Source organism: Halopolyspora algeriensis (assembly GCF_003337235.1).
GTDB lineage: Bacteria > Actinomycetota > Actinomycetes > Mycobacteriales > Pseudonocardiaceae > Haloactinomyces > Haloactinomyces algeriensis.
In genome coordinates, this window is record NZ_QPJC01000004.1 from 152777 (window position 1) to 175545 (window position 22769).

20 protein-coding genes are annotated in these 22769 nt (G+C 68.4%); 8 read left to right on the forward strand and 12 right to left on the reverse strand.

Going from position 1 to position 22769, the window contains the following annotated elements; all coding sequences use genetic code 11:
- Window positions 1–3: 3 nt before the first annotated feature.
- Window positions 4–1635 (forward strand): FadD3 family acyl-CoA ligase, encoded by a 1632-nt coding sequence (locus DFQ14_RS08745; protein ID WP_114452639.1) that lies wholly within the window; start codon window positions 4–6, stop codon window positions 1633–1635.
- Window positions 1636–1727: 92 nt separating this feature from the next.
- On the opposite strand, the gene hsaB is transcribed toward DFQ14_RS08745, so the two are convergent.
- The 7 genes from hsaB to DFQ14_RS08780 form a co-directional block, all read right to left on the reverse strand.
- On the reverse strand, window positions 1728–2312 hold the full coding sequence (gene hsaB / locus DFQ14_RS08750; RefSeq protein WP_114452855.1) for a 3-hydroxy-9,10-secoandrosta-1,3,5(10)-triene-9,17-dione monooxygenase reductase subunit: 585 nt from the start codon (window positions 2310–2312) through the stop codon (window positions 1728–1730).
- A 61-nt stretch (window positions 2313–2373) separates the two neighbouring features.
- Window positions 2374–3276 carry an iron-dependent extradiol dioxygenase HsaC gene (gene hsaC, locus DFQ14_RS08755; RefSeq protein WP_114452640.1) on the reverse strand — a complete coding sequence of 301 codons (903 nt, stop codon included), beginning with the start codon at window positions 3274–3276 and terminating at the stop codon, window positions 2374–2376.
- A gap of 26 nt (window positions 3277–3302) precedes the next feature.
- Window positions 3303–4181 (reverse strand): 4,5:9,10-diseco-3-hydroxy-5,9,17-trioxoandrosta-1(10),2-diene-4-oate hydrolase, encoded by an 879-nt coding sequence (gene hsaD / locus DFQ14_RS08760; RefSeq protein WP_246195435.1) that lies wholly within the window; start codon window positions 4179–4181, stop codon window positions 3303–3305.
- Between the two features lie 250 nt (window positions 4182–4431).
- A complete protein-coding gene (gene hsaA, locus DFQ14_RS08765) occupies window positions 4432–5610 on the reverse strand; it encodes a 3-hydroxy-9,10-secoandrosta-1,3,5(10)-triene-9,17-dione monooxygenase oxygenase subunit (RefSeq protein WP_114452643.1) in 1179 nt (392 codons plus the stop codon).
- A gap of 139 nt (window positions 5611–5749) precedes the next feature.
- A complete protein-coding gene (gene dmpG / locus DFQ14_RS08770) occupies window positions 5750–6811 on the reverse strand; it encodes a 4-hydroxy-2-oxovalerate aldolase (protein ID WP_114452645.1) in 1062 nt (353 codons plus the stop codon).
- Window positions 6808–7731 (reverse strand): acetaldehyde dehydrogenase (acetylating), encoded by a 924-nt coding sequence (locus tag DFQ14_RS08775; RefSeq protein ID WP_114452646.1) that lies wholly within the window; start codon window positions 7729–7731, stop codon window positions 6808–6810. The genes dmpG and DFQ14_RS08775 overlap by 4 nt, the downstream gene beginning before the upstream one ends.
- Window positions 7732–7854: 123 nt before the next feature.
- Window positions 7855–9471, reverse strand: a complete 1617-nt coding sequence (locus tag DFQ14_RS08780) for an FAD-binding protein (RefSeq protein WP_246195436.1) — start codon at window positions 9469–9471, stop codon at window positions 7855–7857.
- 131 nt (window positions 9472–9602) lie between these two features.
- On the opposite strand from DFQ14_RS08780, the gene kstD reads away from it, so the two are divergent.
- The 7 genes from kstD (at window position 9603) to DFQ14_RS08815 (ending at window position 17672) form a co-directional block, all read left to right on the forward strand.
- The gene (kstD, locus tag DFQ14_RS08785) at window positions 9603–11342 is read left to right on the forward strand and encodes a 3-oxosteroid 1-dehydrogenase (protein ID WP_114452648.1); all 1740 of its coding nucleotides are present in this window, start codon (window positions 9603–9605) and stop codon (window positions 11340–11342) included.
- 86 nt (window positions 11343–11428) lie between these two features.
- Entirely contained in the window at window positions 11429–12589 is a 1161-nt protein-coding gene (locus DFQ14_RS08790) for a 3-ketosteroid-9-alpha-monooxygenase, oxygenase component (RefSeq protein WP_114452649.1), read from the forward strand.
- A 5-nt stretch (window positions 12590–12594) separates the two neighbouring features.
- A complete protein-coding gene (locus DFQ14_RS08795; RefSeq protein ID WP_114452651.1) occupies window positions 12595–12939 on the forward strand; it encodes a hypothetical protein in 345 nt (114 codons plus the stop codon).
- Between the two features lie 10 nt (window positions 12940–12949).
- Window positions 12950–14017 carry a ferredoxin--NADP reductase gene (locus DFQ14_RS08800; protein WP_114452653.1) on the forward strand — a complete coding sequence of 356 codons (1068 nt, stop codon included), beginning with the start codon at window positions 12950–12952 and terminating at the stop codon, window positions 14015–14017.
- A 9-nt stretch (window positions 14018–14026) separates the two neighbouring features.
- Window positions 14027–14908: a MaoC/PaaZ C-terminal domain-containing protein gene (locus DFQ14_RS08805; protein WP_114452655.1), complete on the forward strand. Its 882-nt coding sequence runs from the start codon at window positions 14027–14029 to the stop codon at window positions 14906–14908.
- The gene (locus tag DFQ14_RS08810; RefSeq protein WP_114452656.1) at window positions 14905–15696 is read left to right on the forward strand and encodes an SDR family oxidoreductase; all 792 of its coding nucleotides are present in this window, start codon (window positions 14905–14907) and stop codon (window positions 15694–15696) included. Before DFQ14_RS08805 ends, DFQ14_RS08810 begins: the two co-directional genes overlap by 4 nt.
- A gap of 221 nt (window positions 15697–15917) precedes the next feature.
- Complete coding sequence (locus tag DFQ14_RS08815; protein WP_114452657.1) at window positions 15918–17672, forward strand: P-loop NTPase fold protein; 1755 nt, start codon at window positions 15918–15920, stop codon at window positions 17670–17672.
- Between the two features lie 97 nt (window positions 17673–17769).
- Here the strand turns inward: DFQ14_RS08815 and DFQ14_RS08820 are convergent, their stop codons facing one another.
- The 5 genes from DFQ14_RS08820 to DFQ14_RS08840 are packed head-to-tail and all read right to left on the reverse strand — an operon-like array spanning window position 17770 to window position 22726.
- Window positions 17770–18942, reverse strand: coding sequence for a lipid-transfer protein (locus tag DFQ14_RS08820; RefSeq protein ID WP_114452658.1), 1173 nt, complete (start codon window positions 18940–18942; stop codon window positions 17770–17772).
- Window positions 18939–19382 (reverse strand): hotdog family protein, encoded by a 444-nt coding sequence (locus tag DFQ14_RS08825; protein WP_246195438.1) that lies wholly within the window; start codon window positions 19380–19382, stop codon window positions 18939–18941. The genes DFQ14_RS08820 and DFQ14_RS08825 overlap by 4 nt, the downstream gene beginning before the upstream one ends.
- A gap of 2 nt (window positions 19383–19384) precedes the next feature.
- Window positions 19385–20422: a bifunctional MaoC family dehydratase N-terminal/OB-fold nucleic acid binding domain-containing protein gene (locus DFQ14_RS08830; protein ID WP_114452660.1), complete on the reverse strand. Its 1038-nt coding sequence runs from the start codon at window positions 20420–20422 to the stop codon at window positions 19385–19387.
- A gap of 19 nt (window positions 20423–20441) precedes the next feature.
- Entirely contained in the window at window positions 20442–21614 is a 1173-nt protein-coding gene (locus DFQ14_RS08835) for an acyl-CoA dehydrogenase family protein (protein WP_114452661.1), read from the reverse strand.
- An 8-nt stretch (window positions 21615–21622) separates the two neighbouring features.
- Window positions 21623–22726 (reverse strand): acyl-CoA dehydrogenase family protein, encoded by a 1104-nt coding sequence (locus DFQ14_RS08840; RefSeq protein WP_114452662.1) that lies wholly within the window; start codon window positions 22724–22726, stop codon window positions 21623–21625.
- Between the last annotated feature and the right edge of the window lie 43 nt (window positions 22727–22769).

The following is a 22769-nucleotide window of genomic DNA, read 5'->3' on the forward strand; positions in this document are numbered from 1 at the left end:
GCCATGAGCACCGAACACGCGAGCACCTCGGTACCGACCACCGTGCCTGCCGCACTGATCCGTGCCACGGAACGATTCGGCGACGCCGAGGCCGTGGTCGACCATTCCGGCCGCGGCGAGGTCCGTCTCGATTACCGGCAGCTGCACCGACGGGTGCGCGGACTCGCGCGGGCACTGCTCGCCGAGGGAATCGCGCCCGGCGACCGCATCGCCGTCAACGCCCCCAACACCCATCACTGGGTCGTCACGGCTCTGGCCGTGCTGCACGTCGGAGCGACACTCGTGCCGGTCAACACGCGGTTCACCAGCCACGAGACCCTGGACGTGCTGCGCCGCAGCAATGCGCGGATGCTGGCCGTGGCGGGACCGTTCCTCGGCCGGGACCGGCTCGCCGAACTGCGCACCACGGGCACGGGAGAGGAACCGGGCGCCGGTCCGATTCCGGGAGCGCCCGGTGTGCGCAGCGTGCTGCGGATTCCCGTGGAGGGCGCCGAGCTTCCCACCGAGCCGGACGTCCTGGACTGGAGCGAGCTCGACGAACGCGGTGCCGGGGTGCCGCTGCAACGGGTCGACGAACGCGCCGCGGCGGTCCGGCCCACCGACGTCAGCGACATCCTGTACACGTCGGGCACCACGGGACGCAGCAAGGGAGCGATCAGTGCCCACCGGCAGGTGCTCGGTGTCGCCGATGCGTGGGCGAGCTGCGGGGAGCTCGCTGCCGGTGATCGCTACCTGGTCATGAACCCGTTCTTCCACAGTTTCGGCTACAAGGCGGGTATCCTGGTCTGCCTGCTGCGCGGGGCGACCCTGGTACCGATCCCCGCTTTCGACGTCGAGCGGATCATGCACCTGGTGCATCGCGAGCGCATCACGGTACTGCCCGGGCCGCCGACGCTCTATCAGTCCCTGCTGGACTCACCACGGCGGGACGAGTACGACCTGTCCGGTCTCCGGCTGGCGGTGACCGGCGCGGCCACGGTGCCGGTCGCGCTCATCGAGCGCATGCAGCAGGAGCTCTCCTTTTCCACGGTGCTCACCGCGTACGGGCTGACCGAGGCAGTCGTGGCGACCATGTGTCGCCCCGACGACGATCCCGTGACCGTGTCCACCACCTGCGGCCGCCCGACCGCCGGGTTCGAGTTGCGCATCGCAGGACCCGACGGTGAGAGTCTTCCCGCGGATGAGGTCGGCGAGATCCTGCTGCGCGGTCCCAACACCATGCTCGGATACTGCGACGATCCCGAAGCCACCGCTTCCGCGCTGGACAGCGACGGGTGGCTGCACACCGGTGATGTCGGCCGGATCGACCAGCGCGGCTACCTCACGATCACCGACCGGCTCAAGGACATGTACATCTGCGGCGGCTTCAACGTCTACCCGGCGGAGGTGGAACAGGAGCTCGCCCGGCTCGACGGTGTGGCCGAAAGCGCCGTGATCGGAACTCCCGACGACCGCCTCGGTGAAGTGGGCAGGGTCTTCGTGGTACTCGGGCCCGGTCACTCGCTGTCCGAGCAGGACGTGCTGGATTTCTGCAGGCAGCGGCTGGCCAACTTCAAGGTGCCCCGGCACGTCGAGTTCCGCACCGAGCTGCCCCGCAACCCCGGTGGCAAGGTCCTCAAGCGGATGCTGCACTGACCGCGGGCATCGCCCACGGACATCTCCGGTGCGGCGACGGCAGCGAGGCGGAAGTCAGCGGGTCCGGGCAGCACCCGGGCCCGCTCCGGTGATCACACCCAGTCGTCGGGGCGCGGCCAGGTGAGAAACGCGTCGAACTCCTCGGCCGACGTCCCGGCCGGCTCCACGGGCGCGGGTTCCCGCTCGATACCCGTGTAGGCGCCGCGATAGAACAGCAGCGGGCGCTCGTCGCTGTACTCGCCGAGCGCGCGGACCCTGCCGATCACCACGAAATGATCACCGGCATCGTGGACCGTCTCGACCGAGCAGTCGATCCACGTCAGCACCCCTTCCAGCAAGGGTGCTCCGGACGGGGCCGTGCTCCACCGGACCTCGGCGAACTTGTCCGCCCCACCGCGACCGAACACGGTGCTCACCTCACGCTGCGCGTCCGACAGGACGTTGACGCAGAAGTTGCCGGCACGCTCGATCACCGGCCACGTGCGGGAGTGCCTGCTCGGGCAGAACAGGATCAGCGGCGGCTCCAGTGACAACGCCGCGAAGGACTGGCAGGCGAAACCGACGGGCTCATCGTCACCGGCAGCGGTCACCACCGTCACCCCGGTGCAGAAATGTCCGAGAACCTGCCGGAAGTGCTTCGAGTCGATCCGCGGTTCGGACACGATGTCAGCGACCATTTCCTGCTCCTCCATACACGGCTCTCACCGCTTCACCACACACCCGATCCGCACACTCCCTCTACTGCTGCATGCCGACGCTGAAGTCGTGTCCCCACAGGCTGACCGCCGTGCTCTCCCGGGCGATCCAGTCCTCGTCGTCGACCTGGCGGCCCTCGCAGCCGAATTCCACGTCGAACCCACCGGGCGTTTTCATGTAGAACGAGAGCATCAGGTCGTTGACGTGCCTGCCCAGGGTGGCCGACATCGGGACCTTCCGGCGCTGCGCACGGTCCAGGGTCAGGCCGACGTCGTCGCTGTTTTCGACCTCGACCATGAGATGCACGATTCCGCTCGGGGTGGGCATCGGCAGGAAGGCGAGGCTGTGATGCCGGGGATTGCAGCCGAAGAACCGCAGCCACGCCGGGTCGTCGTCCTGTGATCGGCCGACCAACTCGGGGGCCAGCCGCATGGAATCGCGGAGCCGGAATCCGAGCACGTCCCGGTAGAAGCGCAGCGCCGCCTCGTCGTCGTGGGTGGACAGCACCACGTGGCCCAGCCCCTGCTCCTCGGTGACGAATCGGTGCCCGTACGGGCTGACCACGCGGCGGTGCTCGAGCGCAGCGCCGTGGAACACCTCGAGCGTGTTGCCGGACGGGTCCTCGAAGCTGATCAGCTCGTTGACCCGTCGATCGGCGAGCTGTTCGGCGTTGCCCTCCTTGTAGGGGACTCCTGCGGCCTCCAGGCTCTCCCTGACCTCTTGCAACTCTCCGGCATTGGCGACCTCCCAGCCGGACTGCGCCAGCCGATCGTGCTCGCCGGGCACGATCACCAGCCGCGCCGGAAACTCGTCCATGCGGAAGTACAGCGCGTCCGGGTCGGAGCCGGTGCCTTCGATCATGCCGAGGACCTTCAGGCCGAACGTTCGCCACGCCTCGATATCGGTGGCCTCGATGCGCAGGTATCCCAGCGAGCGAATGCCCATGGCACCCACACTCCCTCGATTGTCGATCAGTGGGTCAGGAAATCCCGGGTGATGCGGTTGAACTCCTCGAATTTCTCCAGTTGCGCCCAGTGCCCGCACCGGTCGAAGACATGCAACTGCGCCCGGGGAATCAGTTTCAGCGCCGTCAGCGCGCCGTCCAGGGGATTGACGCGGTCCTCCTTGCCCCAGACCAGCAACACCCGCTGGCGCAGCCGGTAGGCCTCCCGCCAGAGAAGGCCCTGCTCGAACGTCTCCGCGCGCGAGAACGAGGCACCCATCGCCTTCATCGCCGCCAGCGACTCCGGTGTACTGGCCGCCGCGTAGCGCTCCTCGATCAGTTCCTCGGTGATCAGCGACTGGTCGCTGACCATGGTGCGCAGGAATTCGGCGAGTTTCTCCTTGCTCGGCCCGGGCGGCGCGGCGAAGGCCGCCAACCGCTGCACGCCCTCGGTCGGGTCGGGGGAGAACACGTTGAGGCTCAGACCCCCCGGGCCCATCAGGACCAGCCGGCCTGCGCGGTCGGGGTGGTCGAGAGCGTAGCGCACCGCGGTGCCACCACCCAGCGAGTTGCCCAGCAGGTGGGTCCGCTCGATGCCCAGTGCGTCGAGCAGCTCGTGCAGCGCCGAAGCGCTGTGGGTGAAGTACTGGCCGTGATCGGTGGGTTTGTCGGAGGCACCGAATCCCGGCTGGTCCACCGCGATGGTGTGGAAGTGCTCGGCGAAGACGGCGAAGTTCCGGCTGAAATTGCTCCACGCCGACGCGCCCGGCCCTCCGCCGTGCAGCATCACGACCGTGGTGGCGTGGTCCTGTCCGGCCTCGTGGTAGTGCAGACGCAGCCCCGAGGGCAGCTGCACGGTCCGGCTCGTGGATTCGACGTTGAGTGCCGCCTCATGTGTCGCGGTCACGATCTCTCCTTGTAAAGGATGTGCGGATCGACTTGTGTCTCGGTGCCGGTGGCGGAACCTCAGGCGCCGCCCCGGCTCCGGGAGCTGGCACATCGAGTAGTTACTACGCCACGTGCCAACTGTCCTCGCGAGGACGACGCCTGAGAACCCGCGGCGGTGCCGGCTGCTTAGCGCAGGTGCAAGCGGCTGACGCCGCTTTTTGGACGATCGGTACGACCAAGCGGGCAGCCATACCAGTCCGCGCGACCCCTCAGACCATGGAGTCCTTGACGGGTAATCCGAACTCCCCGCTGCCGAACATCGTGTAGGCCCGTTCCGGATCGTTGGCCGCATGCACCCGGCCGGCGTGTGCATCGCGCCAGAACCGCTGGATCGGCGTTCCCGAGGCCAGCGCCCGGCCGCCGGAGTTCTCGAAAAGCCGGTCGATCGCCTCGATCGCGCGGCCGGTGCCGCGCACCTGGTCACGACGAGCCTGCAGCCGCAGGGACATCGGGATCTCCTCACCCGCCTGCAGCAACGCGAGCTCTTCGGCGAGGTTGCGGGTCAGTTGCAGCCAGGCCGCGTCGATCTCGCTGGCCGCCTCGGCGATGCGCATCTTGGCGAACGAGTCCTCTTTGGCCTTCTCCCCCGCGTAGGCGGCGCGCACACGCTTGCCCTGGTGCTCGACGTGCGCGTCGTAGGCGCCCTGGGCCATCCCGATGATCGGTGCGGTGATCGTGGTGGGGTGCACGGTGCCCCAGGGCAGCTTGTACAGCGGGGCAGTGTTGATCTCGTGACCGGGGCATCGGGTCTTGGACATGGCCATGAAGCTCAGCGCCCGGTGCTGTGGGACGAACACGTCGTCGACGACGATGTCGTTGCTGCCGCTTCCGCGCAGCCCCACGGTGTCCCACACGTCGTCGATGGAGTAGTCACCCAGCGGCAGCAGGTAGGTACAGAAGTCGGCCATGGTGCCGTCGTCGTCGAGTGCGGGGCCGCCGACGAACGCCCAGGTCGCATGGTCGCAGCCGGAGGAGAAACTCCAACGCCCGCTCAGCCGGTATCCCCCGTCGACGATCGTCGCCTTGCCCATCGGGGCGTAGGAGGAGGAAATGCGGGTATCGGGATCGCTGCCCCAGACTTCTTCCTGAGCCTGCTGCGGAAACAGCGCCAGGTGCCAGGGATGCACACCGAGGATGGAGGCCACCCAGCCCGTCGAACCGCAGGCCCCTGCGATGAGCTTCACCGCCGTGTAGAAGGTCTCCGGGTCGGCTTCGTACCCACCGTAACGGGTCGGCTGCAGCAGCCGGAAGAAGCCGCTCTCCTGCAGCGCCTCGATCGACTCCTCCGGCACTTTCCGTGCGTCCTCGGCTTTCTGGGCACGTTCACGAAGTGCCGGCAGCAGGTCCCGCACCCCGTCGACAACCAGCCGGCTGTCCTGCTCGCTCATCGGCTTCTCCCGTTCGTCCTCGGCGCGATCACGGCATGCAACGCGTTCTGGCTACCGTGGCGCGGTTTCGGGGCAGTGTGGTGGGACATCGGCATGCCCGGCGCCATCACGACGAACCCCACACTAGAACATGTTCTCGTCAGTGTCGACGGTCGGCGCCGCTGCATCCGGCCTCGCGTTGCAGCTCCAGCGCGATGTCGATGAGCTGGTCCTCCTGCCCGCCGACGAGCTTGCGCTGCCCCGCTCGGACCAGCAGTTCCGCCTCGCCGACCCCGTACCGTTCCGCCTGCCGCGCGGCATGCTTGAGAAAGCTCGAATACACCCCGGCATAGCCCATCACCAGTGCGGAGCGGTCCAGCAGGCACTCCTCGGGCATCGCGGGGCGTACCACGTCCTCGGCGGCATCGGCGATCGCGAAGAAGTCCACGCCGGTGGTGATGCCGAGCTTGTCGCAGACACCGACGAACGCCTCCAGCGGCGTGTTGCCCGCACCGGCGCCGAAGCGCCGGGCGCTGCCGTCGATCTGCACGGCGCCTGCGCGGGCCGCCGCGACGGAGTTCGCCACCCCGACGCCGAGGTTCTCGTGACCGTGGAAGCCCACCTGCGCTTCCCGGCCGACTTCGGCCACGATCGCCGCGACCCGGTCGGAAACCTGCTCCAGAACCAGCGCACCCGCGGAGTCCACGACGTAGACGCACTGGCAGCCGGCATCGACCATGATTCGTGCCTGCTTCGCCAGCACCTCGGGTGGCTGGGAGTGCGCCATCATCAGGAAACCGACGGTCTCCAGTCCCCGATCGCGGGCGAACCCGAAGTGCTGCACGGCCACGTCCGCCTCGGTGCAGTGCGTGGCGATCCGGCAGATCGAAGCGCCGTTGTCCTGCGCGATGGCGATGTCGTCGGTGATGCCCACGCCGGGCAGCATCAGCACGGCGATCCGGGCCGTGGTGGCCGTCTGCGCCGCGAGGGCGATCAGTTCCTGCTCGGGGGTGCGGGAGAACCCGTAGTTGAACGACGAGCCGCCCAGGCCGTCCCCGTGGGTCACTTCGATCACCGGAACACCCGCACCGTCCAATGCGGACACGATGGAGCGTGTCTCCTCCGCGGTGAACCGGTGGCGCTTGTGGTGCGAGCCGTCCCGCAACGACGTGTCGGTCAGGCGCAGATCCTGTGTTTCCGCGTAGGTCCGGGCAAGAGTCACGACACACGCTCCTTGTCCTGCAAACCGGTTTGCACTCGGGCCAGCTCCTCGCCCACCCGGACCGCGGCGGCGGTCATGATGTCGAGGTTTCCCGAGTAGGACGGCAGAAAGTCACCCGCTCCCGCCACTTCGACGAAGATCGCCACCCGGGCCATCCCGCCGGTGGCCTCGGACGGCTCCTCGAACTGGGGCTCGGACAGCAGCCGGTAACCGGGCACGTACTCGGCGATGTCGGCGGCCATGCGGGTGATCGACTCACCGATCGCGTCGGTGTCGGCCTCCGGCGGGAGGGAGCAGAAGACGGTGTCGCGCATGATCATCGGGGGCTCGGCCGGATTCAGCACGATGATGGCCTTGCCGCGCCGGGCGCCACCGATGCGTTCGATGCCCGTGCCGGTCGTGCGGGTGAATTCGTCGATGTTCGCCCTGGTACCCGGCCCCGCCGACACCGAGGCCACCGAGGCCACGATCTCCGCGTAGTCGACGTCGACGATGCGGGACACGGCGTACACCATCGGGATGGTGGCCTGCCCGCCGCAGGTGATGAGGTTCAGGTTCGGTGCATCGCGGTGCTCACCGAGGTTGACGGGGGGCACGACGTAGGGGCCGACCGCAGCGGGAGTGAGGTCGATCGCGCGGATGCCCGCCTCGGCGTACCGGGCGGCGTTGTCCCGGTGCACGGCCGCCGATGTCGCCTCGAAGACGAGGTCGGGAAGCTCGTCCCGGTCGAGCAACCCGTCGACACCGGCCGTACCGGTCGCCACACCGAGATCGGCCGCACGCCGCAGCCCCTCACTGGTGGGGTCGATCCCGACCATCCACGTCGGCTCGATCCAGCGCGACCGGCTGAGCTTGTAGAGCAGATCGGTACCGATGTTGCCGGTTCCCACGATCGCCGCGGTCTGCTTGCGCTCGTTCATGTTGGCTCCTTGTCGAACGAACAGTTCCGGAGGGGCCCGGCGGGGACGGAGCCCTCCCGCAAAGACGGGGACACGGAACCGAGCTCGGTGTCCCACAGCCGCTGCACCGGCGCGCCGCGCTGTTCAGTCGTGAGCACGGGACCTCCCGTTCGTGGTGAGCGTGGCGAGGTGGTGGCCCGCCCGGCGCCCGGAGAACACGCAGTCGGCCAGGGAGAGACCGCTGATGTAGGAGTTCGAGCACAGACCGACCGCCGAGCGTCCGGCCGCGTACAGGCCCTCGACGATGCCGCCGCTGTCGTTGCGTACCTGCCCGGTTTCCTCGTCGACGGCGAGTCCGCCCAACGTCAGCATCGGGCACGGGTAGGCGAGCCTGGGGCGGACGGACACGTCCAGCAGTGCATACGGCGGCTGGTCCAGGGGGCGGACGAACTCCGCGGGTTTGCCCGCGGGGTCGGCCTCTCCTCGGCGGGCGGCCGTGTTGTGCTCCTCCACGGTGGCCCGCAAACCGGCCGGATCGATTCCGGCTCTGCTCGCGACCTGCTCCAACGTCGTGCCGCTGGTCGAGCCCGCCGCGAGCAGGTACCTGGTCTGCCACCGCTGGAACCACACCGTTTGCTCGCGCAGCTGGCGTTTCGCCTCGCGGCGCAGCTGCGCGTCGATGAGCAGCCAGCCGCGACCGCCGTGCTCGGTGACCAGGGTCTGCCCGAGCGCGGCACCGTAGCGCGACTCGTCGCACACCCGGCGACCTGCCTCGTCGACGAGTGCCCCACCGAGCAGCGAGCTCGGCGGGGTGATGAAGCGCCAGGCCGAGACGCGGTCCAGTTTGTCCGCCGCCGCGCCCACCTCGGTGCCGAGCCGGATGCCACTGCCGTCGTCGCCGCGTGTCCCCAGGGGGAGTCCGCCCCGGTAGGCGGGGGCGTGCCTGCGCATCATGTCCCGGTTGGCCACGAAGCCTCCGGCGGCCAGCACGATCCCGTGTGTGGCGTGAATGCGCAGTGGGCGACCGTGCTCGCGTTCCAGGTGCTCGACCCGGGAATGCAATCGCTTCGCCAGTGCGGGCACGTACAGGCCGGGCTTGGCCGCCAGGTCGCTCAGCACGCGATGGGCGCGCCGCACCCGCCCGGGGGCGCCCTGCAGGCTGGTGCAGTCGACTCCGCGCACCCGGCCGCTGCCGTCGGTGATCAACTCACCGGCGCGGGTCCGGGTCAGGACACGCACCCCGTGCGCGCGCACGGCCTCGGCCAGGACATCGAAGAGTACGACCCCGGAGGTTCCGCTGCCCTTGGTCCGGTGCCCGCGCGGGGCCGGTGGCGCCGCATCCCGAAAACCTCCGGAGGACTCGCTGCCCGAGTAGTACAGGTAGTGGCGGTTGCTCGGGTAGGACGTCTTGTACGGGCACAAGCTGCCCTCGAACGGCACCCCCTGTTCCTGCAGCCACGCGATCATGCCGGGGCTCTGCTCGCAAAAACGCCGCAGCGTGTTCTCCGAAACGGCATCGCCGACCTCCATGCGGAGGTAGGACAGCATCGCCTCCACCGAATCCATCACACCGGCTTCCCGCTGCTGCGGGGTTCCGCCGCCGGCATAGACCACACCGCCGGAGAGCCTGCTCGCTCCCCCACCACGGAACCGGTCCACCACCACGACCTCGGCACCCGCCCGCGCGGCTTCGATGGCGGCACAGGCCCCGGCCACTCCGAAACCCACGATCACCACGTCCGCCCGTATCTCCTCGGCCACCGCACCTCCTCTTGCTGGAACAGGTTCTTGTCCTTGTGCCCCTCGCTCCGGTCGCAAGTTCGTCGGCAACACCATAGCGTTGGAGGGACGTAAACTATAACATGTTTCAGTAGCAAAAGCATGGAGGTGTCATGACCGCGGCCACTCCGGAACGCACACCCGGCCGGCACCCGGCCGGCGAGTTCGACGTCGTCGTCGTCGGCAGTGGAGCTGCCGGAATGACCGCCGCACTCACCGCGGCACGGCAGGGACTGACCACCGTGGTGCTGGAGAAAGCACCGCACTTCGGCGGCTCGAGCGCACGTTCGGGCGGAGGGCTGTGGATTCCGAACAACGACGTCCTCGCCCGCAGTCGCGTCGAGGACACACCCGAGCAAGCCAGGACCTACCTGAACCACATCGTCGGCAGCACCGCGTCGCGAGAACGGCAACAAGCATTCCTCGACAACGGGCCGGCGATGCTTGCCTCGGTACTGCCGCAGACACCCCTGCGGATGCGCTGGGTGCCCGACTACTCCGATTACTACCCGGAGGCCCCCGGAGGGCGCCCGCGCGGCCGGTCGATCGAGCCCGCTCCGCTCGACGGCCGGATTCTGGGCGAGCACCTGAGCGAGCTGGAACCCGACTACGTCAGGTCGCCGCCGAACTTCGTCATCACCCAGGCCGACTTCCGATGGCTCAATCTCCTCGCGCGCCACCCGCGCGGACCGGTGCGCGCCCTGCGTGTGGGATTGCGGTGGCTGTGGGCCCACCTGCGCGGAAAGCGCCTGCTGGCCCGCGGACAGGCCCTCGCCGCCGGGTTGCGGGTGGGATTGCGCGATGCGGGAATTCCGCTGTGGCTGGACACGCCACTGCTCGATCTCGTCCACGACGACGACGGACGCATCACCGGCGTCGAGGTGGACGACTCCGGCCGGCGCAACGTCGTCCACGCGCGGCACGGCGTCATCCTGGCCGCGGGCGGGTTCGAGCACAACGAGCCGATGCGCAAGCAGTATCAGCGCGAACCCATCGGTTCACAGTGGACCGTCGGTGCTCGGGCCAACACCGGCGACGCGATCCTCGCCGCACGGAACCGGGGCGCTGCGGTGGACCTGATGGACGACGCCTGGTGGGGACCCTCGATCCCGCTGACCGGAGGGCCGTGGTTCTGCCTGTCCGAACGCAGCCTGCCCGGCTGCATCATGGTCAACGGACGCGGTGAGCGGTTCGTCAACGAATCCGCTCCGTACATCGACGCCGTACACGCCATGTACGGCGAGGGCGACGGTCCCGCCCGCAACATGCCGACCTGGCTGATCGCCGATCAGCGCTACCGCAACCGGTATGTTTTCGCCGGCCTGGCACCACGCCAGCCCTTCCCCGGGCGCTGGTACAAGGCGGGAGCGGTCCACCGCGCGGACACCCTCGAATCGCTCGCCGACCGCATCGAGGTACCGGCTGAGAAGCTGCGCGTCACCGTGCAGCGGTTCAACGGGTTCGCGGCCGACGGCGAGGATGCGGACTTCCACCGGGGACGCAGCGCTTACGATCACTACTACGGCGACCCCCGCAACCGCCCGAATCCCGGCCTCGCAGCGCTGGAGACCGCCCCGTTCTACGCCGTGCGGATCGTTCCGGGCGACCTCGGCACCAAGGGCGGGCTGTGCACCGACGTGCACGGGCGAGTACTGCGCGACGACGGCAGCACGATTCCCGGCCTGTACGCGGCGGGCAATGCCGGCGCCGCGGTCATGGGGCGCACCTACGCGGGCCCCGGGGCCACTCTCGGCCCGGCGATGACCTTCGGGTACCTCGCTGCGCTGCACATCGCATCGGCGGCCGGAAAGCGACCGCAAAGACCGCGACCGGCACAGGAGGAAAGCAGGTAGAGCCGACACCGACCGAATTCGAAGACACCGTGAACGACTCGGCACCGACCCGCGCGAGGGCGGCTCGAGGAGAGGGAACGAACGAGATGACACAGGCGGCACGCAACGGCCAGGACGAGGTCCGCACCATCGACGTCGGAACACCACCGACCAGGTTCGCCCGGGGCTGGCACTGTCTCGGGCTCGCCGACCAGTACAAGGACGGCGCCCCGCACGCCGTGGAAGCATTCGGTACCAAGCTCGTGGTTTTCCAATCCTCCGACGGCGAGCTCAACGTCCTCGACGGCTACTGCAGACACATGGGCGGTGACCTCACCCAGGGAACGATCAAGGGTGATGCGGTGGCCTGCCCCTTCCACGACTGGCGCTGGGCGGGCAACGGACGCTGTGTCGGGATTCCCTATGCCAAGCGCATTCCCCTGCGTGCCCGCACGAGGTCCTGGATCTGCATGGAACGCAACAAGCAGCTGTTCGTGTGGAACGACCCGCAGGGAAACCCGCCCCCGGAGAACGTGACGATCCCCGAACTCGAGGAGTGCTTCTCCGACGAGTGGAGCAACTGGACCTGGGACTCGGTGTTCATCGAGGGCTCGAACTGCCGGGAGATCGTGGACAACGTCGTCGACATGGCGCACTTCTTCTACGTGCACTACGCCTTCCCGACGTACTTCAAGAACGTCTTCGACGGGCACATCGCCACGCAGTACCTCAACACCCGGGGACGCCCGGATGTCGGCTCCCAGTCCAACTACTCCGGTGAGGAGAACCTCGGCCGTTCCGAGGCCTCCTACTACGGCCCGTCCTACATGATCGACCGGCTGTGGAACGACTACAAGGGCATGACGATCGAGACGATCCTGATCAACTGCCACTACCCGGTCACCGAGAATTCGTTCGTGCTGCAGTGGGGCGTGCTGGCCAAGAAACTTCCCGGGCTCACCGACGAGCAGGCCGACAAGATGGCGGCCAAGATCGCCAAGAACACCGGGGTGGGATTCCTGCAGGACGTGGAGATCTGGCGGAACAAGACCCGGATCGACAACCCTCTCCTGACCGAGGAGGACGGTCCGGTGTATCAGCTCCGCCGCTGGTACGAGCAGTTCTACGTGGATGTCGAGGACGTCACCGAGGACATGGCGGGTCGATTCGAGTTCGAGGTCGACACGACCACGGCGAACCGGGCCTGGGAGCAGGAGGTCGCCGAGAACCTCGCCCGCAAGGAAGCCGAATCCGGAAGCGGGGCCTGATCAGCGTGTCTGCCGACGGATCCGCATGGGCCAAGGCACCCGAATTCGGCGACCGGCCCGAGGTGCTGGCCAGGTTGCGCGCGGAGACCGCAGCCGATCGGGAGGAATACCTCGAAGGCGGCATGCACCCTGTGGAGTGCCGTCGCTGCGGCACCTGCGTGCTGGTGAAGAAGAACAGCGAGAAGCACACGAGCATCCAGTGGAAGACCGACCCGTCCCGCAGCTGTGCGGAGTTCGCCTCCCGGGTGGGCGAGGGCGGCGTGACGGCGTTTCTGGACAGCTGCACGACCTTGCAGGCCGGGATCGACGAGGATGTGCGGAACGGACGGATCCCGGTACCGGAGGATTGAGGAGCCGACCATGTCCGAACCCCGGCTGCCTGCCACCGACAGCATCCGGTTGGAAGTGGCCGAGGTCATCGACGAGACCGCCGACGCCCGGTCACTGGTGTTCACCGTGCCGGAAGGGCCCGGTGGACCGATGTCCTACCGGCCCGGCCAGTTCCTGACCCTGCGCGTGCCCGGCGATTCCGCCGGGCCGGTGGGGCGGTGCTACTCGCTGTCGAGTTCCCCGCACACCGACGCCGCTCCGAAGGTCACGGTCAAGCGTGTCGACGGTGGGTACGGCTCGAACTGGCTGTGCGACAACGTGGTTCCGGGCACCACGGTGGAGCTGCTGCCTCCCGCCGGGGTCTTCACCCCCGCTTCGCTGGACGAGGACCTGCTGCTGTTCGCCGGCGGCAGCGGCATCACACCGGTCATCTCGATCGTGAAGTCGGCTCTGGCCGAGGGCGGCGGCAGGATCGTGCTGATCTACGCCAACCGGGACCAGGACTCGGTGATCTTCGCCGCGGAACTGCGAGCACTGGCCGAGCAGTATCCGCAGCGCTTGACGGTGATCCACTGGTTGGAGACGGTGCAGGGGCTACCGGGGGCTGCCGCGCTGCGCGCCCTGGCCGAACCGTTTTCCGGCTTCGACGTGTTCGTGTGCGGGCCGAACGCCTTCATGGAGGTCGCGAACCGGGCGCTGCGGGACATGGAAGTGCCTCGCAACCGGATCCACATCGAACGATTCCTGTCCCTGGAGGACAACCCGTTCGACCCGGGCGACGCAGCGACCGAACCCACCGGCGAGGAAGCGGCGCCCGAGGACGGGGAGGCCGTGGTCGAGGTGGACCTCGACGGTGCCCGCAGTCGATTCGCCTGGCCCCGGGGCAAGCTCCTGCTCGACCTGCTGCTGGAGCGGGGACTCGACGCCCCGTACTCGTGCAGGCAGGGCGCGTGCAGCGCCTGCGCCTGCCGCATCGACAGCGGCGAGGTGAAGATGCAGCGCAATCAGATCCTCGAGCAGGAGGATCTCGACGAGGGCATCGTCCTCGCCTGTCAGTCACTGCCCGTCACCGACGAAGTCCACATCAGCTACGAGTGAGGCCCCACCATGCCCATCGATCCGGATGTCGCCCTCGGCGCCACCCTGCCGGTTCAGGAGTTCGAGTGGACGTCCTCCGACGTTCTGCTCTATCACCTGGCTCTCGGAGCGGGTGATCCGCCGACCGACCCCCGCGAGCTCCGCTACGCCTACGAGCAGGACCTGCGGGTTCTGCCGACCTTCGCCATCGTCGCCCCGAACTTCCACTGCAGCGAGCCGCCCGCGGTGTCCTTTCCCGGCGTGGACATCGACCTCGCGGCGGTGCTGCACGGCGGGCAGGAGATCACCGTCCACCGGCCGATCCCGGCCGCGGGCAAGGCGCGCGCGCAAACCCGGATCGCCGATGTGCACGACAAGGGCAAAGCCGCGGTGATCGTGCAGGAGACCACGACCACCGATCCGGACGGCACGGTGCTGTGCACGACGCGGTCGAGCATCTTCGCCCGCGGTGAGGGCGGGTTCGGCGGTGCGCGGGGCTCGTCGCAGCACGTCGAGTTCCCGGAGCGGGAACCGGACACGATCCTGGAGGTACCGACGCTGCCGCAGCAGGCGTTGCTCTACCGGCTGTGCGGAGACCGCAATCCGTTGCACGCGGATCCGGAGTTCGCCTCCTCGGCGGGGTTCTCCCAACCGATCCTGCACGGGCTGTGCACCTACGGCATGGTGTGCAAGGCCCTCGCCGACGGGCTGTTCGACGGGCAGGCCGAGCGGGTCTCCTCCTACGCGGCGCGCTTCGCCGGCGTGGTCCTCCCCGGCGAGACGGTGCGCGTCCGCGTCTGGAAGGACGGCGACGGGAGTTTCGTGGCGAACGCCTCCGCCGTGGAACGCGGCGACACCCCCGTGCTGTCCGACATCACCGTTACCACCGACCGAGGGGAGCTGCGATCTTGAGCATTCTGAACCGTTTCACGGTCACCGACCGGGTCGCGGTGGTCACCGGATCCGGGCGAGGTCTCGGCGCGGCTTCCGCGCTCGCGCTCGCCGAGGCCGGCGCCGACGTCGTCCTCTGCGCTCGCACCGAGGAACAACTGACCGAGGTCGCCGACCGGATCGCGGCAACGGGACGCCGGGCGGTGACCGTACCTGCGGACCTGTCGAAGCGGGGCGCGGCCGCCGAGCTGGTCACCGCGGCCACGGAGCAGTTCGGGCGGCTGGACATCCTGGTCAACAACGTCGGCGGGGCGATGCCGGGGGACTTCCTCGGCACCGGACCGGAGGACCTCGAGAAAGCGTTCTCGTTCAACGTCGGCACGGCCCACGAGCTGACCCGGGCCGCGGTGCCGCATCTGCTGGAACACGGCTGCGGATCGGTGATCGGCATCTCCTCGGGGGTCGGGCACGTCGCCGGGCGCGGCTACCTGACCTACGGCACGGCCAAGGCCGCCCTGGAGCACTACACGCGCCTGGCCGCCCACGACCTCGCCCCGCGGGTGCGGATCAACGCGATCGCGCCCGGGGCGGCGGCGACCTCGGCGCTGGAACTGGTGACCGCCGACGAGGGGATGCGCACGCAGGTGGAGCAGGCGACCCCGCTGGGGCGGATCGCCGATCCGTCGGAGATCGCCGCCGCCGTGGTCTACCTGGCCTCGGATGCGAGCTCGTTCGTCACCGGAAAGGTCCTCGAGGTCGACGGCGGAGCCGACCGCCCCACCCTCGATCTCGGCCTGCCGGACCTTTAAGGCACGTCGCCGACGGGTGTCGGCGACACTGATCGTCATGCAGACCGCACTCCGCCGAGTCCACACACATCACAAACCTCGTACGACATCGCCCTCGCTCGAATGCCGCTGCTCCGTTCGGGTGAGGGTGTTCCATTGTGCTCACTCGCCGTGTGGCACCTGAAATCCTCGGTCAACAGCGTGATTCGCGACGAGGACAGTGGCACCGGAAAGGAGCAGGCGTGCAGAGGCTCGCCGAGGAGCAGTTCGTCGTTCTCAACGACGAGCCCGTGACCGGGAACCGGGATGACCTGCTGGGCACAGCCGACATGGTGAGCGGCCTGGCGGACCTGATCACGGCATCTCGCCAATCGACACCGTTCACTCTGGCCATCGATGCGGGATGGGGCATGGGCAAGAGCAGTCTGATGCGGCAGCTGCAGCACCGCCTCGATGACGTGAACGGGATACACACGGTCTGGTTCAACGCGTGGACGTCGGGAACGGACGCGCTGGAAGTTCTGATCAAATCGGTGTTGTTGCGGTTCGATCGCAACGTCATCCGGAGGGCGTATAACAGGGTCACCCAGAACAGTCGTATCACGACGATCTTGCGAATAGCGCTCGGAACAGCGTTGGGTGCGCTCGGGATGCGACGCCTGATCGATGACCTCTGGTCACGGTTGTCGGTGGATGCCAAGTCGCGCAACGAGATCCGCACCGCCATGCAGGAAATGGCGCGGGACTGGGCACGGACTTCGAGCGGTCCCGGACAGCAGCTGGTGATCTTCGTCGATGATCTCGATCGTTGTTCGGGCGAAGTCGTGCTCACCGTGTGCGAGGCGATCAAGCTCTACCTCGATGTTCCCGGCCTCGTGTTCGTGATCGGGTGCGACCAGTCCGCGCTCTCGCGTCATCTGCAGCAATCCGATGCGACGAGCGTGCGCGCATCCGAATACCTCGAAAAAGTCGTGCAGGTCAACTACCACGCACCCTCCCCGAGCCAGGACCAGATACATCGCCTGGTCCAGGGTTATGCGCTGCGTTCGGGAACACATCGACTCTTCGGCGAGCAACTCGGCAGCTTCGTCGGCGAGCGCACCGGCCGTAATCCGCGCCGCATCAAACGACTCATCAACAGCTTCGTACTCGAGTACCATCTCGACCGGAACTGGCAGGAGTTCGGCGCCGAAACCCTGGTTCGGGTGCTGTTGCTCCAGCACTTCTATTCGGATTTCTACCGACTCCTGGTGAGTCCGAGCGCACAGGACCCCGTGCAGGAGTTCCTCGATTACCGGAATCTCCGCAGCAGCATCAGGCTCGGAGAATCCGACAGCGAACACTGGCAGCACGTGTTCACCGCGCACGGAATCAAGCCACCCGGCCGGGAAAGCGATTCCACGACGCTCCTCGGACTGCTGGAGCAGCTCGAGCAGGAGGTTCCCGAGCCGCTGCCCAGCTTGGTGACGGACGAGGAGTTCACCTCCGTGGTCCGCCAACTGAAAGAGTATCCGGACTTCGAACGCCTACGCAGGCACCTGCAGCGTCGCAGCTTCCGGAGTCAGGTCGAAGGCACTGCCGGCTACGAGCAGCGACCCCTCGGTGCGGACGCCGACCTGAGCGGCCTGCGCATACTCGTGGTCGACGACGTGTTCGCCGAGCCGCAGTTCGAATTCACCGACCCCGCAGGGATGGTGAATACATTGCGCGAATGGGGAGCCGTGGTGGACACCGCGAGTGACTACACATCATTGGAGCGGACGCTGTTGCGAGCCGAACCCGATATGGTCGTCTCGGATATCAACCGCCACGGAAACGACAACGCCGGACTGGAGGATCTCCAGAAATTACGTGATCAGCAACTGTACTCCGGCCCGGTCGTCTTCTACGTCGCACGCGTGACCTCGGTAAGGCGCAAATGGGCCGACAAGTTGGGAGCCGTCGGCGTGACCAACAGTTTCTCCGAGGCACTGGAATGGATCCGAATGGCCGTATAGCCACTCGGATCCATGCAGGTGACCGCGGCACCTGCGTTGACCGTAACCGAAAGCAACACAGGTGCCGACTCGATCCGCCGAGTGCCGGCGGCGTGTCTCACTCCGCCGAGAGGACCAGCCCGCTCGTGGGCACGCCGGTACCGGCGGTGACCAGGACGTTGTGCGCCTCGTCGACCTGGTTGACCGCCGTGCCGCGGACCTGGCGCACTCCCTCGGTGATGCCGTTCATCCCGTGGATGTAGGCCTCGCCGAGCTGGCCACCGTGAGTGTTGATCGGCAGCCGACCGTCCAGCTCGACGGCGCCGTCGGCGATGAAGTCCCGCGCCTCGCCGCGCCCGCAGAACCCGAGCTCCTCGAGTTGGACGAGCACGAACGGCGTGAAGTGGTCGTAGAGGATACCGACCTGCACGTCCTGCGGCCCGAGACCGGCCTGCTGCCACAGCTGCCTGCCGACCAGCCCCATCTCCGGCAACCCCGTCAGATCATCGCGGTAGTAGCTGGTCATGGTGAACTGGTCCGACCCGCTGCCCTGCGCTGCCGCCTGCACCACCGCAGGCGGATGCGGCAGATCCCGCGCCCGCTCGGTGCTGGTGACCACGATCGCGACACCGCCGTCGCTTTCCTGACAGCAGTCCAGCAGGTGCAGCGGCTCGGTGATCCACTTCGAATCCTGGTGCTCGGCGAGCGTGATCGGCCGCTGGTAGAACCAGGCGTTCGGGTTGGTCGCCGCGTGCTTGCGGTCGGTCACCGCCACCCGGCCGAAGTCCTCGCTGGTGGCGCCGAAGGTGTGCATGTAGCGGCGGGCGAACATCGCCACCTGGGCCCCCGGGGTGCCCAGCCCCAGCGGATACGACCAGCTGTTGTCCACCCCGGCCGAGGTGGCCGCGCCGGCCACCGCAGGCTGCACCTGGCCGAAACGCTGCCCGGAACGCTCGTTGAACGCGCGGTAGCAGACCACGACCTCGGCCATGCCGGTCGTCACGGCCATGGCCGCCTGCTGCACCGTGGCGCAGGCGGCGCCGCCGCCGTAGTGGACACGACTGAAAAAGCTCAGCTCGCCCATCCCGAGTTCGCGCGCCACCGCCGTCTCGGTGTTGGTGTCCATCGTGAACGTGACCATGCCGTCCACCTCGGACGGATCCAACCCCGCATCGTCCAGTGCGGTGCGGGTGGCCTCCGCGGCGAGCTGGAGCTCGGTGCGTCCCGACTCCTTGGAGAACTCCGTGGCACCGATGCCCGCGATGGACGCGATTCCGGATACACCGCTCATGACTCCACCTCCGGCAGTACCAGCCGCACCGTGCCCCGCACGTGTTCCCCGCGACCGCAGCGTCCCAGGACCTCCAGCACGAGCCGGTTCTCGCTCGATTCCTCCACCTGTTCGAGTACCTGACCGAACAGGGTCAGCGTGTCGTGGGCGTAGCAGGGCACTCCGAGTTTGACCGAGACCCCGCGCACGAGCGCTTCGGGCCCGGCCCAGTCGGTGACGTAGCGCTGCACCAGCCCCGTGGTGGTGAGGATGTTGAGGAAGATGTCCTCGGATCCCTTGGCGACCGCGAGGTCGCGATCGTGGTGCACGTCCTGGAAGTCCCGGGTGGCGATCGCGGTGCTGACCACGAAGGTGGGGCTGACCTCGATGCGTTCCTCCGGCAATGCCGTCCCCGGTACGACTTCGGGCGCCGTCAGGGTGCGCCCGGCGACAACGGTCATGATCATTTCCCTTCCGTTCGGGGGCGCCAGCACGGCAGCGTCACCTGCTCGTCGACCTGCCGGAAGAACACCTCGACGTCGAGCCCGATGTGGACCTCGTCGGGGTCGATGCCGTGCAGCTCGCCGAGCACGCGCACTCCCTCGTCGAGTTCGACGAGCGCGATGACCAACGGCAGTTCCTTGCCCGGCACCGGAGGCCGGTGGTGCACGACGTAGCTGTACACCTGCCCGTGGCCGCAGGCGACCAGGTGGGTCGGTTTCGTCGCGCCGCATTCGGAGCACATCGGCCCCGGCGGGTGGCGCAGCAGGCCGCACCGACCGCAGCGCTGGATGCGCAGCTCCCCGGCGGCGGTGCCTTCCCAGAAGTAGGCGGTGTCGCGGTTGATCGCGGGCAGGATCGGTGATCCGGTGCGGGGATCCGATTCGTCGGCGGTGTTGTCGCCGGCCGGTTCGGGGGTTGGCCGCGCGGGCTCGTCGCCGTCGGCGGGGCGGAACTTCAGCAGCCGGAACATCATCTCGGCCACCGCTTCGGTGTCGACGTACCAGGTGTAGCGCAGCGTGAGGAACCATCCCTCGCCGAGCCCGGTACGTTTCGGCCCGGTGACCTCCTCCAGTTTGGTGGTCACGGCCACGTGCTCGCCGTGCCGCAGGTACCGGTGGTAGGTCTGCTCGCAGTTGGTCGCCACCACCGAGGTGTATCCGGCCTCGTCGAGAGCGGCCGTCATCGCCCGCATCGGATCGTCGGGGGCCGGCTCCGGATGCAGCCCGCCCATGGTCCACACCTGCGCCATGGCGGGTGGGGCCACGAGCCCACCGTGGACGGACGTCTCGGCGTACTCGGCGTTGGTGTAGACGGGGTTGCCGTCCCCCAGGGCTTCGGCCCAGTTGTGGATCATCGGCAGGTTGACGGGGTCGCGTCCCGGACGCGGCCGGGACTCCCCTGCCGCACTGATCCGTTCCGCGGCGGCGTGGACGGACTCGTTGTCGCGGGCCGGCCCGGTGTCCTTCGCGGCCGTGGCACTCGAGGCGGTGCTGGTCATGGGTTGCGACCCCTTTCGGTCAACGTGGTACGCGCGGCAGTCCGAGCCCCGCGGTGGCGATGAGTTCCCGCTGGATCTCGTTGACGCCCCCGCCGAAGGTGAGCACGAGATTGCGCTTGGCCTGCACGTCCAGCCATTCCGCGAGTTCGGCCGTGTCGCGATCGGACGGATCGCCGTGGCGGCCCACCACGTCCTCGAGCAGCCTGCCGACCCGCTGGATCCGCTCCGAGGAGAAAACCTTGGTCGCCGAGGCGTCCGCGACTTCGGCGGGTCCCACTTCCGAGGAGGCCGCGACCTGCCAGTTGAGCAGCTCGTTGACGCGCAGGCAGGCGTGCACGCGGGCGAACGCGCGGCGCACGTCCGGCAGCTCGAGCACCGGTGTGCCGTCCGGGTGTGCCCGTGTGGCGGCCCACTCCCGCACCCGGTCGTACATCGCCGCGATGCGTCCCGCCGGTCCGAGCATGACGCGTTCGTGGTTGAGCTGGGTGGTGATCAGCTTCCAGCCCCGGTCCTGCTCGCCCACCCGCATGCGCACCGGCACGCGCACGTCGTTGAAGTACGTGGCGTTTACGTGATGGGCCCCGTCGCAGGTGATGATCGGGGTCCACGAGTAGCCCGGGTCGGTGGTGTCGACGATGAGGATCGAGATGCCCTTGTGCTTGGCGACCTCGGAATTCGTGCGGCAGGCCAGCCAGATGTAGTCGGCGTCGTGCGCGCCGGTGGTGAAGATCTTCTGACCGTTGACCACGTACTCCTCGCCGTCGAGCACGGCCGAGGTCCGCAACGAGGCCAGATCGGTGCCGGCATCGGGCTCGGTGTAGCCGATGGCGAAGTGGATCTCGCCGGACAGGATCCGGGGCAGGAAGAACTCCTTCTGCTCGGCCGTGCCGAACGCCTGCAGGGTCGGACCCACGGTCTGCAGGGTGACCGAGGGAAGCTGCACGTCGGCCCGCGCCGCCTCACTGGCGAAGAGCAGTTGCTCGATCTCGCCGAATCCGTGTCCACCGTACTCGGGAGGCCAGCCGACACCGAGCCACCCGTCGCGGCCCATCCTCCGCACGGCTTCACGGTAGGTGGCGTTGTGCCGGTCGGTCGCCATCGACCGGCGTTCGGCCGGCGAGAGCAGGTCGTTGAAGTACTCGCGCAGCCGCGCCTGCAGGGCGCGCTGCTCGTCGGTGAGTTCGATGAACATCGGGCTCCTCACGCCTTCGCGACCCGGTCGGCGAGCCGGTCGACCGCCGGGTCGACGCCCCCCGCCAGCACGGCCAGGTCCTTGATCCACGAGTAGTGCCGGTGCATCGGGTAGGTCGTATCGACCCCGAGTCCGCCGTGCAGGTGATGGCAGGTGTGCATCGCGGGCGGTATCTCCACGGTCAGCCACAGCGCGGCGACGTCCAGATCCTCGGCGGCGTCGTGTCCTTCGTCCAGCCGCCAGCACGCCGACCGGGTGGCCAGGTGCAGGGTGCGGGCGGCCACGTAGACGTCGGCCACCTGCTGCGCAGCGGCCTGGAAGGTCGCCAGCGGCCTGCCGAACTGCTCCCGGGTGCGCAGGTGCTCGGTGGTGAGTTCCAGGGCGCCGGCCAGCACGCCGTCGGCGACCGCGCAGAGGCCGGCCGTCGCGCACCGGTGGATGTCGTCGAGCAGTCCGCGCCCCGTGGTGTCCCCCAGCATGTCCTCGGACGGGACCCGCACACCGTCGAGGGTCATCGTCGAGGCCGGTATCCCGCTCGACGTCGGCGCCGCGGACAGCGACACACCACCGGCGGCCGGGTCGAGCAGCACCACACCGACGTCACCGCCGAGCGTGACCGGAACCAGCACCCGGTGCGCCCGATCGGCGTGCAGCACACCGGTCTTCGTCCCCGAGAGCACCAGCCGGTCGCCCTCGTGCCGCGCCACGGTGTGCGGCGTGCCGGTCATCGGTGCGGACGGTTCGTTCAGCGCCGCCGTGAGTACCCGCCCGGACTCCATCTCCGGCAGCAGCCGGTCTTGCTGCTCGCGCGTGCCGTGCCGTACCACCGCGAGCGTGCCGAAGGCCATCGAGGCCAGGGCGGGCACCGCAATCGTGCGCTTGCCGACCTCGGCGAGCACCAGCGCCGTGGCCAGCGGTCCCAGCCCCGCTCCGCCGAGACGCTCCGGAACGGCCAGGGACAGCAGTCCGGTCTCGCCCATCGCCTGCCATGCCGCCTCGCCGGCGCCGGGTCCGGACGTGCCCGCGTTCTCGGCGTGCTCGCTTGCGCGCCGCAACACCTCGGCGGCCAGATCCTGCACCGCCTGTGGTGTTTCCTCGAGTGCGAAGTCCACATCGGCTCCTCGTGTCGTACAACGTTGCCCGTGGGCACCGCGA